This window comes from Arthrobacter sp. TE12232 (assembly GCF_054062615.1).
Window position 1 is genome coordinate 1911302 of record NZ_JBSSFK010000001.1, and the last position, 16447, is coordinate 1927748.

Consider the following 16447-nt stretch of genomic DNA (forward strand, 5'->3'; position numbering starts at 1 on the left):
CTGGCACACTTGAACCGTGCCAGCCAATCCTGTCTCTGCTTCTTTGCCGCCCGCGCCTGCCCGGCAGTCCGAGTTCTCCTTCCGTGTGGGCAAGCGCCTGAGTGAGGCGTGCCCGCCGTCGGCCGGTCAGATCGCCGCCAACGGCGGGGAGTTCCTGGGCCGGACCGGCACCATCGCCACCCCGCACGGCGAGATCCAGACTCCGGCGTTCATCGCCGTCGGCACCAAAGCCACGGTCAAGTCCGTGCTGCCGGAATCCATCGCCGAGCTCGGCGCGCAGGCCGTGCTGGCCAACGCGTACCACCTGTACCTGCAGCCGGGAGCGGACATTCTGGACGAGGCCGGCGGGCTGGGCGCCTTCATGAACTGGCGCGGGCCCACGTTCACCGATTCCGGCGGCTTCCAGGTGATGAGCCTGGGCTCGGGGTTCAAGAAGGTCATCGACATGAAGTCGGTGGACCATTCAGGGCCGGACGACGCCGTCGCCCCCGGCAAGGAACGCCTGGCCCACGTCGATGAGGAAGGCGTGTGGTTCAAGAGCCACCTCAACGGCGACCGGCACCGGTTCAGCCCCGAGATCTCCATGAACGTCCAGCACCAGATCGGCGCGGACATCATGTTCGCGTTCGATGAGCTGACCACGCTGCAGAACTCGCGCGGCTACCAGGAGGAATCCCTGGAACGCACCCGGCGCTGGGCCGAGCGGTGCATCACCGAGCACTTCCGGCTCACATCCGAGCGCGTCGGGAAGCCCTACCAGGCGCTGTTCGGGGTGATCCAGGGCGCCCAGTACGAGGACCTGCGCCGCAAGGCCTGCCGCGACCTCGGCGCCATGAATTTCGACGGCTTCGGCATCGGCGGCGCACTCGAGAAAGAGAACCTCGGCACGATCGTGCGCTGGTGCAATGAGGAGCTGCCGGAGAACAAGCCGCGGCACCTCCTGGGCATTTCCGAACCCGACGATATCTTCACCGCAATTGAGAACGGCGCAGACACGTTCGACTGTGTCTCCCCCACCCGGGTGGCCCGGAACTCGGCGTTCTATCACCCCACCGGCCGGTACAACCTCTCCGGCGCCAAGTACAAGCGCGATTTCGGCCCGCTCCAGGAAGACTGCGACTGCTACGCCTGCCTGAACTATTCGCGGGCCTACATCCACCACTTGTTCAAGGCCAAGGAGATGATCTCGGCGACGCTGATCTCGATCCACAACGAGCGCTTCGTGGTGAAGATGGTGGACGATGCGCGCCTGGCCATCGAGTCGGGCAACTTCTTCGACTTCAAGGCCGAGACCCTGGGCCGGTACTACTCCTAGGTTCCGCTGCCGCCGTCCAGGTCGCCGAAACAATTCGGACCCGGCGTCGAATTCGCCGGAACCTCTTGAGGTCGCCGCAACGTTCCGGACCCGGCGTCGAATTCGCCGGAACCTCTTGAGGTCGCCGCAACGTTCCGGCGATTCCGCAGCTTTCCGGCGACCTCGCGATTCACCGCACGACGGCGGCCCCTACTCCGGGTGCTGTCCGTCCAGCCCCACAACCCTGTTCTCCAGTGCGCTGCGCCGGGCGGCGTCGAGCACCTCAAGGGTCCGTACCCCCTCGACGGCCGGCACCGGTCCGGGCCCGCCGTCCCGAACCGCGCGGGCGAACTCGGTGTAGAACCCGGCATAGTTGCCCTGCTCCGAGTCCGATGCGCACCGTATGGGGCCCTTTCTGTTCGGGCGCTGTCCGCACCGCCGTCGAATTCGCCGGAAAGCTGCCCGTTCGCCGGACTTTTACGGCGAACCCGGCGCTTTCCGGCGACCTCGGGGTATTGATCGAACGACGGTCAGTTCGTGAGGTGCAGCGACGCCGAGAGCGCCGCGTCCGCGTCCCGCAGGACCTTGGCCGCCACCTGGAGGCCCTCGATCCGGCCCAGGGAGGTGTCCTCATGTTCTATGTTGACGAGCATGTTCGGGTCCACCTCGTACAGCGCGCGCAGGAACTCCGTCCAGTAGGCGGTGTCGTGCCCGCGGCCCAGGGCCACGAAGTCCCAGGCGGAGTTCTTGGGCCACTCGTTGGCCCACTCGTCGCCGCCGAGGTTGGTGCGGTTTTCCTCCGGGGAAAGCCTGCGGAAGCTGTTGTCGAGGACACCGTAGAGCGCGGCGTTCTCAGTGTTCACTCGGACGTCCTTCGCGGCTGCCTGGAAGACCAGCGGACCGAGTTTGCGCACCACCGCGACCGGATCCATCTGCTGCCAGAACAGGTGCGAGGCGTCCAGCTCGACGCCCACGTGGGTCGCGCCGGTCAGCTCAATGAGCTTGTACACATCGGCGGTATTGAACACGATGTTCTGCGGGTGCAGTTCAAGGGCAACCTTGACGCCGTGGTCCGCGGCGAGGCGGTCGGTTTCTTTCCAGAAGTCGGCCGCGATGCTCCACTGGTAGTCCAGCACGTCCAGGGCGGCCGAGTTCCAGGCGTTGACCACCCAATTGACGGTGGTGGCCCCGGGTTCGCCGCCGGGAAGGCCGGACATGGTCACCACCCGGTCCTGTCCCAGCCTGTGCGCCAGCCGGATGGAGCGGCGGATGTCCTCGGCATGCTTCTCGCCGATCTCCCGCTTGGGGTGCAGCGGGTTGCCGTTGCAGTTCAGGCCTGCAATCGAAACGCCGGTCCCCTCGAAAATCGCGAGGTAGTCATCACGGGCCGCATCGCTTTCGAGGATCTGGTCCATGGTGGGAACATGGACGGCCGGCAGGAATCCGCCGGTGTTGATTTCGATGCCGGTCAGTCCGAGGTCGGCGATGACCTTGAGGGCCTCGGGCAGCGGACGGTCGTGCAGGATTGCGTTGTAGACGCCGAGTTTCATAGCGTGATTTTCTTTCCGTTGTTGAGCGCCGATTCGGTGACCGCGCCGAGCAGTTCCATGTTGCGCACGCCCTCGTCGAAGGTGGCGCAGCGGGGCAGCGACTCCGCCTCGCTGAGACCGGCAACTTCCTCCAGGAACGCCCGGGCCTGGTAGCCGAAGGCGTCGTTCTGTCCGAAGCCGACTTCAGGGGCGTCCATGGCCAGGCCGCCGGCGATGTAGGGGTGGCCCGGGCCGAGGATGACCTGGCGGTAGCCGTTCTCGTTGCCGGGGCCGTCGTTGAGGAACAGCTGGACTTCGGCGGGGCGGCGCTGGTCGAACTTGGCGGCACCGTTCTCGCAGAACACTTCAAACTGGAGGCTGTTGGCGTGTCCGGCGGCAACGCGGGAGACTTCAAAGCTGCCGGCACCGTTTTCGAACTCTGCGGAGAACGCCGCGTAGTCGTCGTTTTCGACCGGCTCGAAGGTGTCGCTGACAGCGACGTGGTCGTGGCCCATGACCGCGGCGAGCGGGAGCGGGCGCTTGTCGATCACGGTGCTGAAGTGCCCGCCGCTGATGGACTTGATGTCACCGCAGAGGAATTCGGAGACGTACGTGAGGTGGCTTCCGACGTCGGCCAGCGCGCCGGAGCCCTGGCCGCCCTTGTAGCGCCAGCTCATGGGGGCCGAAGGGCTGAACCCGTAGTCGGTCCAGTAGCGCCCGCTGAAGTGCAGGACGTTGCCCAGGACGCCGTTGCGGATGAGGTCGCGGATGTAGGCGATGCCCGGGGTGCGGCGGAAAGTGAACCCGATGCGCGCGATCGAGCTGGCGTTGCGGGCTGCCTCGGCCATGGCGCGGGCGTCCTCGATCGAGTCGCTCAGCGGCTTTTCGCACAGCACGTGCTTCCCGGCGGCCAGCAGGCCCTCCACGACTTCGCGGTGGAGGGAGTTCGCGATCACGACGCTCACGACGTCGATGTCATCGGCCTCGGCGATCGCCTGCCAGGAGGTGTCATTGCGTTCGTAGCCAAAACGCTTCGCCGCTAGAGAGCCGAACTCGGCGTTGACATCGCCGATGGAGACCAGCCGGATGGGAGGAAGAACCGGGCTGTACAGCGTGGACGCCGTCCGGTAGGCGGCCGCATGCGCCTTTCCTGCCATTCCGGCGCCGATTACGGCAACTCCTAAACTGTCAGCCATCGATTTCTCCTTTGAAATTGCCAGGCCGACGGCCCGACTCTAGAAAATTGGAGCGCTACAAAAATTAGCGCTGATAAGAAGCGTAGCTATGTGAATATGTCCTGTCAATGGTTGGACGGCTATCCTCGAATGACACATGAAAGGCTCTGCAGATGACGCTGAACACCTCTCGAACCCGCCGCCCGACGATCTACGACGTCGCCAAGAGCGCCGGCGTCTCCCCGTCGCTGGTGTCCCTCGTGCTTCAAAACCCGTCGAAAGTCAGCGAGAAGCGCCGGGAGGCTGTCCGGGCGGCCATGTCAGAGCTAGGGTACCGCCCGAGCCGGGCAGCGACCACGCTTGCCAGCAGCCAGACGAAAAGCATCGGACTGGTCATTGACGACTTCCGGAACCTCTGGTTCGTGGACCTCCTGCGCGGCATGGAATCCGCTCTCTCCCCCCACGGCTACCAGGTCACCCTCGCGGATTCCCGCCCGGGCGAGAACCGCATCACCGAAGCCGCGGACGGTCTGCTGTCCATGCACGTCGAGGGCCTTGTCATCGCGGCCGAGCCGAGCGAGTCGATGATGGCGGGGACCTGGGTTCCGGCCGTCGTCGCCGGCTGGCGCAACGGTGTTCCTGCCGGCGCCAGCCTCATTACCAATGACGACGACGGCGGCGGCCGCATGGCGGCGGATCACCTACTGGGGCTCGGCCACACGCGGATCGGACACCTCTCGGGCTCCGGCGGGGCTGCCGCCCACCGGCGCGAGGGCTTCCGCAGCGGCATCACGAAGGCCGGCGTCGAGCATCGGATCGCCGGCGAATCGCAGGGGACCTCCGAGGAGGACGGCTACGCGGCCGCCTGCTGGATTCTTGACCACCACCCGGACACGACCGCACTGTTCGCAGCCAACGACACCATGGCCCTGGGCGCCCTCGCCGCGGCCAAGGCGCGCGGCCTGTCCGTTCCGGCAGACCTCTCCGTGATCGGCTACGACAATTCCCAACTGGCCAAGTCGCGGTACCTGGACATCACGTCCGTCGACAACCGCAGCGACGTCGTCGGCGTCGATGTCGCCAACACCCTGCTGGCCCGGATCCAGGACCCGGCCCTCGAGCCCGAGCGCAAGCTGATCGAGCCGGCCCTGATCGTCCGGGGCACGACGGCGCGCGTTTCCGGCTGATACCGGCGCGTCCCGTTCCGGGCCGCCGGCGAACTCGTTATCCACACCGCCGTTATCCACATAGCGACGGCGGAGCCTCCCGGGCGCGTCGGCGGTACCGGACGCTGGAGCCATGTCGCAAAACCCCTCGCTGCAACTGCCCCCGACGGGCAATCTCTGGCGCACAGAAGAACTGCTCGACCTCGGCTACGGCTCGCGGACCATCCGATCCCTCCTGGATTCGGGCGCCCTCGTCCGGCTCCGGCACGGCTGCTACATCCGCACCAGCCTCTGGAACGCCCAGTCCCCGGACGTCCGGAGCAGGCAGCGCATCTTCGCGCACGCCCACGGAACGCGTACGACGTCGACGGGCACCTTCCTGTACAGTCACACGTCCGCAGCGCGCCTCCGCAGCCTGTTCCTCTGGAACGTGGATGACGCCATCCACGTCCTGCAGAAAGTGCGCCCGTCGAACGAGCGCCATGGCAGGGATGTCCGGTGCCATACACGTCCCTTTGCCGAACACGACGCCGACGTTGTCCGCGGCCTGCGGACGACGTCTCTGGAACGGACGGTTGCCGACTGCGCCATGATGCTGCGCTACAGGCAGGCCTTGATCCTCACCGACCACGCGCTTCGCCTGGGTGCGGATCGAGTAGCCCTGCAGACCATGGCGGACGCACTGGATGGCCGCCGGGGGATCCGGACGTTCCGCCGCGTCCTCATCACGGCCGATCCACGGTCCGAATCTGCCGGCGAAACCCTGACCCGCGAGCTGATTCACCGGCTTCGGATCAAGCCTCCTGAGCTGCAAGTGGAAGTATCAAGCCGCGCCGGGCGCCACCGTCTGGACTTTGCGTGGAAAGAGGAGAAGGTAGCCCTCGAGTTCGACGGCAAGACCAAGTACTTCGACTACAGGCCCACAGCCGAGGTGCTCTTCGAGGAACGGCGCCGGGAGAAAGCCCTGGCTGAAGAGGGCTGGCTGTTCATCCGCGTTGAGTGGGAACACCTCTTCCGCGAGCAGGAATTCAGGAACCGGCTGCTTCGTGCTTTAGCCGGCCGCCCGCCCGCCTGACACGCCCGTGAGTCGCGAATTCGCCGGACGCCCGCGACGTCGCCGGAAACCTACGGCGACCCCGCAGGTTTCCGGCGAACTGGGCCACGGAACGGAACGACGTCGGGCACGACGGCGGATGCCTAAGCGCTGTAGCTCGGTTCGCGCTTCTTCACCCAGCCGATGGCGAGCGTGGTCAGCGGTACGAAGGCGAACTCCACGAGGGTCTTGTAGAGGAAGCCCACAAGGACATAGTTCACGAACATCCCGACGTCGGTAATTCCGATCACGGACGCGGCGATGCTGCAGAAGATCAGCGTGTCCACGAACTCGCCGGCCACGGAGGAGCCCATGATGCGCGCCCACAGGGATCTTTCCCCAGTGCGCGCCTTCATCTTTACCAGGATCCAGGAGTTGATGGTCTGGCCGGCAAAGAAGGCCAGTAGCGAAGCCAGCACGATCTGCGGGACCGGGCCCAGGGCGCCTTCCAGGGCCGCCTGCTTGGAGGCACCGTACTCGTCGCCGAAGCCCGGCAGGGCGATGATGACCCAGTAGCAGAGTGACGCGAAGACGGAGAGCGCAAAGGTGGTGACGATGGCCTTGCGTGCCACTTTGAAGCCGTAGACCTCGCTGATGACGTCGCCCAGGATATATGCCAGCGGGAAGAGGAAGAAGCCGCCGTCCGTGATGATCGGGCCGATCGCCACGCCCTTGGATGCCCCGATGTTGGACAGGATCAGCACCACGGCCATAACGGCCAGCATGATGCCGAAGTACGGGGAACCGATCGAGGCGAACTTCGGCGGCGCGGACACCGGGAAAGTCTTGGCGGACGTCATGGCATTCCATTCGTAGTGGTTCGCTCGGCGGCCCGCGCCCGCAAGGGAATACGCTGGTCCGCCGGCTGTATTAGCACTGGACGGCTCGGGCAAAAGAACCACCCGAACCGCCCTCCATTCTCGCACCCGGCCGTGCGGGCACGACGGTGCGAATCCGGCCCGGAGCCGCGAGTTCGCCGGAGACCTGCCGGTTCGCCGGAAACTTACGGCGATCTCGCACCTTTCCGGCTATTTCGATGCTGCCGGGCCCCGCACTGTGAACGTTCCGGGCATGGTGGCAGGATGGGGGCATGGAGGAGCCCCGTGCCTGACACCGCGGTTTCCACGCGTGCCCTCGTCAAGCGATACCGCGGAGTCACCGCCGTCGACTCGCTCGACCTCGACGTCCGCCGGGGCGAGATTTACGGGTTCCTCGGCAGGAACGGGGCGGGCAAGACGACCACCATCCGCATGCTGCTCGGCCTCATCCGCCCGAGCAGCGGGGAGGTGACGGTCCTCGGGCGGCGCATCCGGCCCGGCGAGACCAACGTGTTTTCGCGCGTCGGCTTCCTCGTCGAGACCGCTACCGCCTACCCCAACCTCACGGTGCGCGAGAACCTCGACATCCAGCGGCGGCTCACCGGCTCGCCAACCCGGACGGTCGCCGACTCGATCGCTCTGCTGCGCCTGGGGCCGTACGCCGACCGGCGCGCCGGGCAGCTCTCGCTCGGCAACAAGCAGCGCCTCGCGCTCGCCCGCGCACTGCTGCACGCCCCCGAACTTCTCGTGCTCGACGAACCCGCCAACGGGCTGGATCCAGCCGGCATCGTCGAGATCCGCGAGTTGCTTCGCTCACTCGCCGACGAGCGCGGCGTCACTGTCTTCATGTCGAGCCACATCCTCGCCGAGGTCGCCCACCTGGCGGACCGCATCGGCATCGTCCACGACGGCCGCCTCATCGAGGAGTCATCACGCGACGAACTCGCCGCGAAGGCGCGCGCCTTCGCGACCGACGCCTACACGTCCGAAGAACGCGAGCAGGCGCTGCTCACACTGGATCTGGAGCGCTACTTCCTCGCGCGCACGGGCGATGGCCCACAGGGCGGCGATGCCTGATGTTCGGTCAGGTTCTCGCCACCGAATTCGTCAAGCTCCATCGTTCCAAGGCAACGTGGGCCACCCTGGCGGTGCTCGCGATGATGCCGCCGAGCGTAGCGCTTTTCATGTGGATCGTCCGCGAACCGGGGCGTGCGGCCGAGCTGGGGCTTCTGGGCACCAAAGCGAGCCTTGCGGGGATCGAGGCGACATGGTCCGCATACTTCTACATGCTCACGCTGATCTTCGGCGTCGGCGGGATGCTGCTGCTGGCGTTCATCGTCGCTTACCTGTTTGGCCGCGAGTACAGCGACGCCACCGCCAAGAACATGCTCGCGCTGCCGGTGGGCCGTCACTGGTTCGTCGTCGCCAAGCTGCTGGTCGCGGCGGCGTGGTGGATGGCAATCGTCGCCGTCGTCCTCGTCGAGGCGTTGGCGATCGGACTGGCGATGGGCCTGCCGGGGTTCTCGGCGGAGCTGGCCGCGACCGGAATCGCACACGTGCTTCTCGCCCCGGCGATTTCGTTCCTGCTCGCACCAGTGGTCGCCTGGATCGCGGTGTTGAGCCGTGGCGAGGTGGCGCCCATCGCCTTCTCGCTCGTGATGCTGGCCCTCGGCAATTTGTTCGGCAAGACCGGCTGGGCGGAGTGGTTCCCCTACTCGATAGTCCCACTGCTGATCGGCATGGTGGCCGGCCCTATCGACTCGCTCCCGGCAGGCCGCTACGCGGTGCTTGCCGCGACATTCGTCGCAGGCGTCGCCGCCACGATCCTGCAGCTGCGGTTCGCAGACAACGCGCAGTAACCTGACGACGGCGGGGCTCAGCGCACCGTCCGTCACCGTGGTCCGCGTGATCCGGGACACTCGGGTTTTGTTCATACTGTTCACGGAATACTTGTTCAAGAGCACAATGCGGTCGGATTTAGCCCAATGGCAGGATGGGACCATGACTTCTACCGCATTCGACTCCGCTTCCCCGGCTGCTACCGAAACCACAGTCTCCCCCGCCATCGCGCTGACCATCGCAGGCTCCGAAGCGACCGGCGGCGCCGGCGCGCAGGCTGATCTGAAGACGTTTCAGGAACTCGGCGTCTTCGGCATCGCGAACCTGACCTGCATCGTGTCCTTCGACCCTAAGGACAACTGGAACCACCGCTTCGTCCCGGTAGACCAGCAGGTCATTGCGGACCAATTGGAGGCGACGACGGCGGCCTACGGTGCCGCGTCCGGCGCATCGACCGTATTGGATACCGTGAAAATCGGCATGCTGGGCAGCCCCGCGACAATTGCGACCGTGGCTGCGGCACTGTCCGACGGGCAGTTCGCCAACGTGGTGCTGGATCCGGTGCTGATCTGCAAGGGCCAGGAGCCGGGGCACGCCCTGGACACCGATCAGGCCCTCAAGGCACAGGTCCTGCCGCTGGCCACCTTCGTCACGCCGAACCACTTCGAGGCCGAGTCGCTCTCCGGGCTGGAGATCACCGACGTCGAATCCCTCACGGCCGCCGCCGTCCGCATCCACGAGCTCAGCGGCGCCGCGGTTCTCGCCAAGGGCGGCGTGCGGCTGGAAGGCCCCGACGCCGTCGACGTCTACTACGACGGCGAAACCCTGGAAGTCCTGTCCACCCCGAAGGTGGGCGACGTGGCCGTGTCCGGTGCCGGATGCTCGCTGGCCGCCGCGGTGACGGCCGAACTCGCGAAAGGCGCGACCCCGCTGGAGGCCGCCCGGACGGCCAAGGCGTTTGTGACCGCGGGGATCCGGAACCGGGTGGCCTCGGGCGCCCCGTTCGACGCCCTCTGGCAGGGCGGCCCGCGCTAGAGCCTTTCCGGCCCGTGTGCCGAGTTCGCCGGAGACTCTCCAGTTCGCCGGAAGTTGGCGGCGAACTCGAGAGCTTCCGGCGACGTGGAGCCCGGCCAGCCGCCCGTCAGCGGGGGTCGGCCACAGTTCCCATGAACAGGGGCAGGCCGGATTCGACGTGCACGATCTGGTAGTGGAACGGCCGGTCGAAGTCGATGGTCTGTTCCGGCTCCGGCGGCAATCCGGTCACCATGCCGTCAATTCGGGTCACCGCCGCGGCCACCGTCCCCTTCTCCGCGGCAGTGATGCTGGCAGCCTGCGCGGCCTTGGTGATAGTGAGTCTGCTCTGGATGGAGTCGAAGTCTTTGGTGGTGGTGAGGGTTGTGTCCAGCCCCAAGGAACCCAGCACTTTCCGAAGGTCGAAGCTGCTCTTGTGGTCCCACCTGGGCAGGGAGATCAGCACGAGGACCTCGGGGGCCGTGTCCAGTGCCGCCGCAATCTCCGCTAGGGTGGCGGCCGTGAGGGTCTCCGGCCCTTCGCCGGGACCGGGCAGCACCAGCCGCATGACAAAACCTTTTGCGTACGGCAGGTCCACGACTCGCCAGCGGGCACCCTCTGCATAGGCCAACTCCAGCATGTTGTGCATCGTCGGGACGCTGATTTCCTCGCCACCGGACTTGGTGAAGGGGCTGTCCTGGGTGTCGTTGGGGTCGAAAGGCGACCGCCACGCCGCGGCGAAGTACAAGGCGTTGAGGAGGCTGAAAGTGCAGTCGCGATCGTACTCCGCAGGCGCTTTCTTGATCCGGCCGCCGGTGTTCTTGTTCACCCAGGCGTCGATTGCAGGCTTGGTGGCGGCCTCATCTTGGAAGTCCACCGGGTACACGCCGGTGCCATAGTGCTTGGCAAGGGTTGCCAAGTAGTTCTTTCCGGTTGGCACGCCCGTGTCCGCAAACAGGCCATTGGCCGCGTGCATGACCGGCTTCCGTGGCGGGTCCTTTTCGTCCACCGAGCCAGGATCGCCGTCGTACGCCGCCAGGAACCCGAGCAGGGCGTTCATTGCCTCATCCCGGGTGCCGGCCGGGAGTCCCAGGACCTTGTCCATTTCGACGGCGCTCTCCCCGGAGGCCCCTGCCCGCAGCATCGCGAGCGCTATCAGCAGGCTGCCCGGGGACGACACCACGTTTCCTTCGGCCCCTTCACCACCGTCGGCCAGGAGAGCCGCTCCCAATGTCAGGGCGGATGCCCGGAATGCCCGAAATTCGGCAGCGTACGCGGCGCGGTCCACCGCAACCCGCTCAACGCCGTCGGCCGTCAACAGCGACGGTGGCGGGGGCGAGTATGCGGCGAGCGCCCCGGCGCTCCGCGCTGGCCCGATTCCAGCCATGCGGTGATTTTTCATTGCCACTCCCGTCGTATCGTTAGTACCCAGTTCGCCTGAATCTCTCCAGTTCGCCGGAAGTTTCCCGCGAGCTGGAGAGTTTCCGGCGAACCCGGAGGGCCTCAGCGCCGCGGGATGTTGCGCAGGTTGCTCCGGGCCATGCTGACGGCCTCGCCGGCGCCCCGGTTGAGGACCACCTTGGACATGGCCGTGGCGAAACCCAGGACCTGGGCGCCCTTGATCTTAGGCGGGAGGGACAGCGCCTTGGGGTCCGTGATGAGCTCCACGAGCGACGGGCCGGGATGGGCAAACGCTTCCCGGTACGCGGCCTCGATGCGGGACGGGTCCGTTACACGCACGGCATGGAACCCCAGGGCCCGGGCGACGTCGGCGTAGTTCGCATCGGGGACGTCCACGCCAAAGTCAGGGAGCCCGTCCACCAGCATTTCGAGTTTCACCATGCCGAGGGTGGAATTGTTGAAGACCACGACGTTGACCGGAAGCCGGTGCGCGGCGACCGTGATGAGCTCACCCAGCAGCATGGACAGGCCGCCGTCCCCCGAGACCGAGACCACCTGCCGGCCGGGGTAGGCCAGCTGAGCGCCGATCGCGTGCGGCAGCGCGTTGGCCATGGAGCCGTGCAGGTACGAGCCGATCAGCCGGCGGGTGCCCAGCGGGTTGATGTACCGCGCGGTCCAAACATTGCACATGCCCGTATCCGCCGTGAAGATCGCGTCCTCTGCCGCCACCTGGTCCAGCAGCGAGGCCGCATATTCCGGGTGGATAGGCTGTTTCTTGCCCACGTTCCGGGTGTATGCGCCCACGGCCTTGTTCATGAGACGGTCGTGCTTCTTGAGCATCGCATCGAGGAAGCGCCGGCTCTTCTTGGCCTTGATCAAAGGCATCAAAGCCGCGAGCGTGGGGAGGACGTCGCCATGCACGGCGACGTCGACGTCGGTCCGCCGGCCCAGTTTGTGGGCGGCCCGGTCCACCTGCGCCGTCCGGGTTGCCGGCAGGAATTGGTCATACGGGAAGTCGGTGCCCAGCAGGATCAGTAGATCCGCGTCCTCGATGCCTTCGGCCGCAGCGCCGTAGCCCAGCAGCCCCGTCATGCCGATGTCATACGCGTTGTCGTACTGCATGAAGTCCTTGCCGCGGAGCGAATGGCCGATCGGCGCCGCGATCAGTCCGGCGAGCGCCACCACCTCATCGTGCGCGCCCTCGACGCCGGCCCCGGCAAAGATGGCTATCTTATCCGCCGCGTTGATGGCGTCTGCCAGCTCTTGAACGCTGGCGGGGTCCGGGGTCAGCGTCGCCGGCCGGAATGCGGCCGGCGCCGGGGTCGGGGCGGTTGCTTCGAGGCCGGCGATGTCGCCGGGAAGGGTCACGACGGCGACGCCCCGGAGCCCGACGGCGTGCTGGATGGCGCTGTGCATGACCCGGGGCGCCTGCTCCGCGGTGCTGATCAGTTCGGAATAGACCGAGCATTCGTTGAAGAGCCGGTCCGGGTGGGTTTCCTGGAAGAAACTGCTGCCGATCTGCTTGCTCGGGATGTGCGAGGCAATGGCCAGCACCGGCGCCCCGGAACGGTTGGCGTCGTACAGCCCGTTGATCAGGTGCAGGTTGCCGGGCCCGCAGGAGCCGGCGCAGACCGCGAGCCGGCCGGTCAGCTGGGCCTCCGCCGCCGCGGCGAAGGCGGCTGCTTCCTCATGCCGGACATGGATCCAGTCGATGCCGCCCTGCTGCGAGCCGCCGGTCTTGCGGACGGCGTCGACGAGCGGGTTGAGGCTGTCCCCCACGATCCCGTAGATCCGCTGCACGCCGGCAGCCTGGAGTTGTTCGATGAGCTGGGTGGCAAGTTCCTTGGCCATGGGTGCACGCTCCCGCGAGGTGGGTCGATGAGCTGTCACAGGCCAATATAGTCCGCCCTGCCGTCAGCCACGCCCAAGGCGACGCTCCCTCGCCTGATGTGCGGGAGCGACGCACTGAACCGCAGAAAATGCGGGAGCGACGGCAGTAAGCGGGCGGGACGGCAGGGTCCCGGAGAAACCCGCAGGACGTGAGGGGAGGATCAGCTTCCGGAGTGCGCCTGCAGGAAGGAGTAGACCTCGGTCTCGTCCACGCCGGGAAAGGCGCCCGGCGGCATGGCGGCCAGCAGGTGGGAGTGGGCCCGGGCCGAGGGCCAGGCGTTGCCGGCCCATTCGGCGGTCAGCGATGCCGGCGGGCGGCGGCAGCAGCTTTCGTCCGGGCAGGTGGATTTGGACCGCTCCGTGGTGTCGCGGCCGCGGAACCACTTCACGTGCGCATACGGGACACCAACGGAGAGCGAGAACTCCCCGTTGGCGGAGCGTTCGGTGCGGGCCGTGCACCAGAAGGTCCCGGCCGGGGTGTCGGTGTATTGGTTGTACGCGCTGAACTTGTCCGGGACGTCGAACACCACCCGGGAGGTCCAGTTCTTGCAGGACGGCTGGCCCTCGATGGCGCCGGTGTGGTCCTGCGGGAACGTCACGCCGTCGTTCTCGTAGGCCTTGTAGATGATGCCGCTCTTGTGGGTCTTCTGGAAGTGCGTGCGGAGGTCCAGATGCTGCGTGGCGAGGTTGGTGAACCGGTGCGCGGCCGTCTCATAGGACACGGCGAAAGCATCCCGGATGTCCTCGACGGCGATTTCCTTGGCCTGCTTGGCCCGCTGCAGGAACTCCACCGTGGCCTGTTCCGGGAGCAGGAGCGCGGCGGCGAAGTAGTTCGTGGCCACGCGCTGCATGAGGAAGTCCCCGTAGTTCGACGGCGTCTGGTGGCCCAGGACATAGTGGCCCAGGGCCTGCAACAGCACCGACCGGGGGTCGTGGTCGCTCCGTGCGTTCTGCGTGAGGTAAATTCTACGGTTCTTAAGATCCGTCACCGAGCGGGTGGAATGCGGCAAATCGCCCACGTGGTGGAGGCTGAAACCGAGGTGCCCGGCGATGTCCGCAATGACGTGGTGGGAGAGGGGTCCGCTCGTGTGGCCCACCGAGGCCAGGACCTTCTGCGCCTCGGCCTCATACTCCGGGAAGTAGTTGTTCCGTTCCCGCATCATGGCCCGCAGTTCACCGTTGGCGCGGCGAGCCTCCTCCGGTGTCGCCACCTGCTCGTTGAGCCGCCGCTCGAGTTCATGCTGCAGGCCCACCATGGACTCCAGCACGTCCATCGGAAGCCGCGAGCTGATACGGATTTTCGGCAGGTTGAGGGACTCGTAGATGGGGCTGCGCTGGTAGCGTTCCAGCTCGATCTCCAGCGCAGCGCGGCGGTTGGGCGGCTCGGCCCCGAGCAGTTCATCGATGCTGACCCCGAGGGCCCCCGCGAGCTGCTGAAGCAGGCCAAGCTTGGGCTCGCGCTTGCCGTTTTCGATCAGGCTCAGCTGGCTGGGGGCGGTCCCGACGGCGGCGCTCAGGTCATCGAGCGTGAGTCCGGCAGCCTTGCGCAGATGACGGACACGGCGGCCCATGCTGATGACGTCCACTTCCGGGACGGCAGGCGAGGCGGCTGAGGCGGGGCGGTTCCAGCTGGCGGGGTGCATTTATTGAGGATATGCGAAGAAGTGCATTTCTTTCCATAGCTTTGGTCTAGAAACCCCTTGGAAAGTGAAGAAAAGTAGATCTCACGGAAAGATTCACTATCCGGAAACAACCGGCCAGGATCTGCAGAGTCGCAGACTGGCCGGTCCCGGACCCATCAAGGAGACAAAGATGACTGCAGCATTTGAGCCCACCCAGCAGACGCCCGAGCAGCAGGCCGCCGCACTGGAGCTCGAGTGGGCCGCCAACCCGCGTTGGGAAGGTGTGACCCGTGACTTCAAGGCTTCCGACGTCGTCCGCCTCCGCGGTCGCGTCTCCGAAGAACACACGCTGGCCCGCCGCGGTTCCGAGAAACTGTGGAAGCAGCTCACCGAGGAGCACAGCACCGGCAAGTACACCAACGCCCTGGGCGCCCTGACCGGCAACCAGGCCGTGCAGCAGGTCAAGGCCGGGCTCCGCGCCATCTACCTCTCCGGCTGGCAGGTCGCCGCCGACGCCAACAACTCCGGCCACACCTACCCGGACCAGTCGCTCTACCCCGCCAACTCGGTCCCCACCGTGGTCCGCCGCATCAACAACGCCCTGCTCCGCGCGGACCAGATCGAGTTCTCCGAGGGCATCCAGACCGTCGAGGACTGGATGGTCCCGATCGTGGCCGACGCCGAGGCCGGCTTCGGCGGCCCGCTGAACGCCTACGAGCTCATGAAGTCCATGATCCAGGCCGGCGCCGCGGGCGTGCACTGGGAAGACCAGCTCGCCTCGGAAAAGAAGTGCGGCCACCTCGGCGGCAAGGTCCTGATCCCCACCCAGCAGCACGTCCGCACGCTGAACGCCGCCCGCCTCGCCGCCGACGTCGCCGGCACGCCGTCGGTCATCATCGCCCGGACCGACGCGGAGGCAGCCACCCTGATCACCTCCGACGTCGACGAGCGCGACCAGGAATTCATCCTCCGCGAAGGCGGACAGCCGGTCCGCACCCCGGAGGGCTTCTACAAGGTCCGCAACGGGATCGAACCCTGCATCGCCCGCGCCAAGGCCTACGCCCCGTACTCCGACCTCATCTGGATGGAAACGGGCACCCCGGACCTGGAGCTGGCCCGCAAGTTCGCCGAGTCCGTCAAGGCCGAGTTCCCGGACCAGATGCTCTCCTACAACTGCTCGCCGTCGTTCAACTGGCGCAAGCACCTCGACGACGCCACGATCGCGAAGTTCCAGCGCGAACTCGGCGCCATGGGCTTCACCTTCCAGTTCATCACCCTGGCCGGCTTCCACGCCCTGAACTACTCGATGTTCGACCTCGCCCACGGCTACGCCCGGGAAGGCATGAGCGCCTACGTCGAGCTGCAGGAGAAGGAATTCGCCTCCGAGTCCCGCGGCTACACCGCAACCAAGCACCAGCGCGAAGTCGGCACCGGCTACTTCGACGACATCGCCACCGCGCTCAACCCGAACGCATCCACTTTGGCTCTCGTGGGATCCACAGAAGAGGGCCAGTTCCACTAATCCCCGCCCAAGGTGAGCTGTTGATTCCGCTCATCTGAAGGCACGACGGCGGCCGGCACCCAGGGTGCCCAACCCCTCGGGGGCCGG

The 16447-nt window shown here is 66.5% G+C and carries 14 protein-coding genes; 7 read left to right on the forward strand and 7 right to left on the reverse strand.

Annotated features, from left to right (window positions below):
• Nucleotides 1–16 precede the first annotated feature (16 nt).
• Nucleotides 17–1315, forward strand: coding sequence for a tRNA guanosine(34) transglycosylase Tgt (gene tgt, locus ACVWZ7_RS08400; protein ID WP_456507577.1), 1299 nt, complete (start codon nt 17–19; stop codon nt 1313–1315).
• A gap of 189 nt (nt 1316–1504) precedes the next feature.
• On the opposite strand, the gene ACVWZ7_RS08405 is transcribed toward tgt, so the two are convergent.
• The 3 genes from ACVWZ7_RS08405 to ACVWZ7_RS08415 form a co-directional block, all read right to left on the reverse strand.
• Nucleotides 1505–1741 carry a Gfo/Idh/MocA family oxidoreductase gene (locus ACVWZ7_RS08405; protein ID WP_456509086.1) on the reverse strand — a complete coding sequence of 79 codons (237 nt, stop codon included), beginning with the start codon at nt 1739–1741 and terminating at the stop codon, nt 1505–1507.
• 83 nt (nt 1742–1824) lie between these two features.
• Nucleotides 1825–2844: a sugar phosphate isomerase/epimerase family protein gene (locus ACVWZ7_RS08410; RefSeq protein ID WP_456507578.1), complete on the reverse strand. Its 1020-nt coding sequence runs from the start codon at nt 2842–2844 to the stop codon at nt 1825–1827.
• Nucleotides 2841–4019, reverse strand: coding sequence for a Gfo/Idh/MocA family protein (locus ACVWZ7_RS08415; RefSeq protein WP_456507579.1), 1179 nt, complete (start codon nt 4017–4019; stop codon nt 2841–2843). Before ACVWZ7_RS08415 ends, ACVWZ7_RS08410 begins: the two co-directional genes overlap by 4 nt.
• A 152-nt stretch (nt 4020–4171) precedes the next feature.
• Here ACVWZ7_RS08415 and ACVWZ7_RS08420 point away from each other — a divergent pair, with 152 nt between their 5' ends.
• Both ACVWZ7_RS08420 and ACVWZ7_RS08425 read left to right on the forward strand, forming a co-directional pair.
• Nucleotides 4172–5185, forward strand: coding sequence for a LacI family DNA-binding transcriptional regulator (locus ACVWZ7_RS08420; protein ID WP_116767111.1), 1014 nt, complete (start codon nt 4172–4174; stop codon nt 5183–5185).
• Between the two features lie 112 nt (nt 5186–5297).
• Nucleotides 5298–6239 carry a type IV toxin-antitoxin system AbiEi family antitoxin domain-containing protein gene (locus ACVWZ7_RS08425; RefSeq protein WP_456507580.1) on the forward strand — a complete coding sequence of 314 codons (942 nt, stop codon included), beginning with the start codon at nt 5298–5300 and terminating at the stop codon, nt 6237–6239.
• A gap of 122 nt (nt 6240–6361) precedes the next feature.
• Here the strand turns inward: ACVWZ7_RS08425 and ACVWZ7_RS08430 are convergent, their stop codons facing one another.
• The gene (locus ACVWZ7_RS08430; protein WP_456507581.1) at nt 6362–7057 is read right to left on the reverse strand and encodes a queuosine precursor transporter; all 696 of its coding nucleotides are present in this window, start codon (nt 7055–7057) and stop codon (nt 6362–6364) included.
• Nucleotides 7058–7360: 303 nt separating this feature from the next.
• On the opposite strand from ACVWZ7_RS08430, the gene ACVWZ7_RS08435 reads away from it, so the two are divergent.
• From ACVWZ7_RS08435 to ACVWZ7_RS08445, 3 genes are all read left to right on the forward strand, one after another.
• Complete coding sequence (locus tag ACVWZ7_RS08435; RefSeq protein WP_456507582.1) at nt 7361–8152, forward strand: ABC transporter ATP-binding protein; 792 nt, start codon at nt 7361–7363, stop codon at nt 8150–8152.
• Nucleotides 8152–8934 carry an ABC transporter permease gene (locus ACVWZ7_RS08440; RefSeq protein WP_456507583.1) on the forward strand — a complete coding sequence of 261 codons (783 nt, stop codon included), beginning with the start codon at nt 8152–8154 and terminating at the stop codon, nt 8932–8934. Before ACVWZ7_RS08435 ends, ACVWZ7_RS08440 begins: the two co-directional genes overlap by 1 nt.
• Nucleotides 8935–9076: 142 nt before the next feature.
• Nucleotides 9077–9949: a hydroxymethylpyrimidine/phosphomethylpyrimidine kinase gene (locus ACVWZ7_RS08445; protein ID WP_456507584.1), complete on the forward strand. Its 873-nt coding sequence runs from the start codon at nt 9077–9079 to the stop codon at nt 9947–9949.
• A 106-nt stretch (nt 9950–10055) separates the two neighbouring features.
• On the opposite strand, the gene ACVWZ7_RS08450 is transcribed toward ACVWZ7_RS08445, so the two are convergent.
• The 3 genes from ACVWZ7_RS08450 to ACVWZ7_RS08460 form a co-directional block, all read right to left on the reverse strand.
• The gene (locus tag ACVWZ7_RS08450; RefSeq protein WP_456507585.1) at nt 10056–11312 is read right to left on the reverse strand and encodes a serpin family protein; all 1257 of its coding nucleotides are present in this window, start codon (nt 11310–11312) and stop codon (nt 10056–10058) included.
• Nucleotides 11313–11428: 116 nt separating this feature from the next.
• Nucleotides 11429–13177 (reverse strand): pyruvate dehydrogenase, encoded by a 1749-nt coding sequence (locus tag ACVWZ7_RS08455; protein WP_456507586.1) that lies wholly within the window; start codon nt 13175–13177, stop codon nt 11429–11431.
• 200 nt (nt 13178–13377) lie between these two features.
• Nucleotides 13378–14859 carry a helix-turn-helix domain-containing protein gene (locus tag ACVWZ7_RS08460; protein WP_116767119.1) on the reverse strand — a complete coding sequence of 494 codons (1482 nt, stop codon included), beginning with the start codon at nt 14857–14859 and terminating at the stop codon, nt 13378–13380.
• A 169-nt stretch (nt 14860–15028) separates the two neighbouring features.
• On the opposite strand from ACVWZ7_RS08460, the gene aceA reads away from it, so the two are divergent.
• Nucleotides 15029–16360 carry an isocitrate lyase gene (aceA, locus tag ACVWZ7_RS08465; RefSeq protein ID WP_456507587.1) on the forward strand — a complete coding sequence of 444 codons (1332 nt, stop codon included), beginning with the start codon at nt 15029–15031 and terminating at the stop codon, nt 16358–16360.
• Nucleotides 16361–16447: the final 87 nt, after the last annotated feature.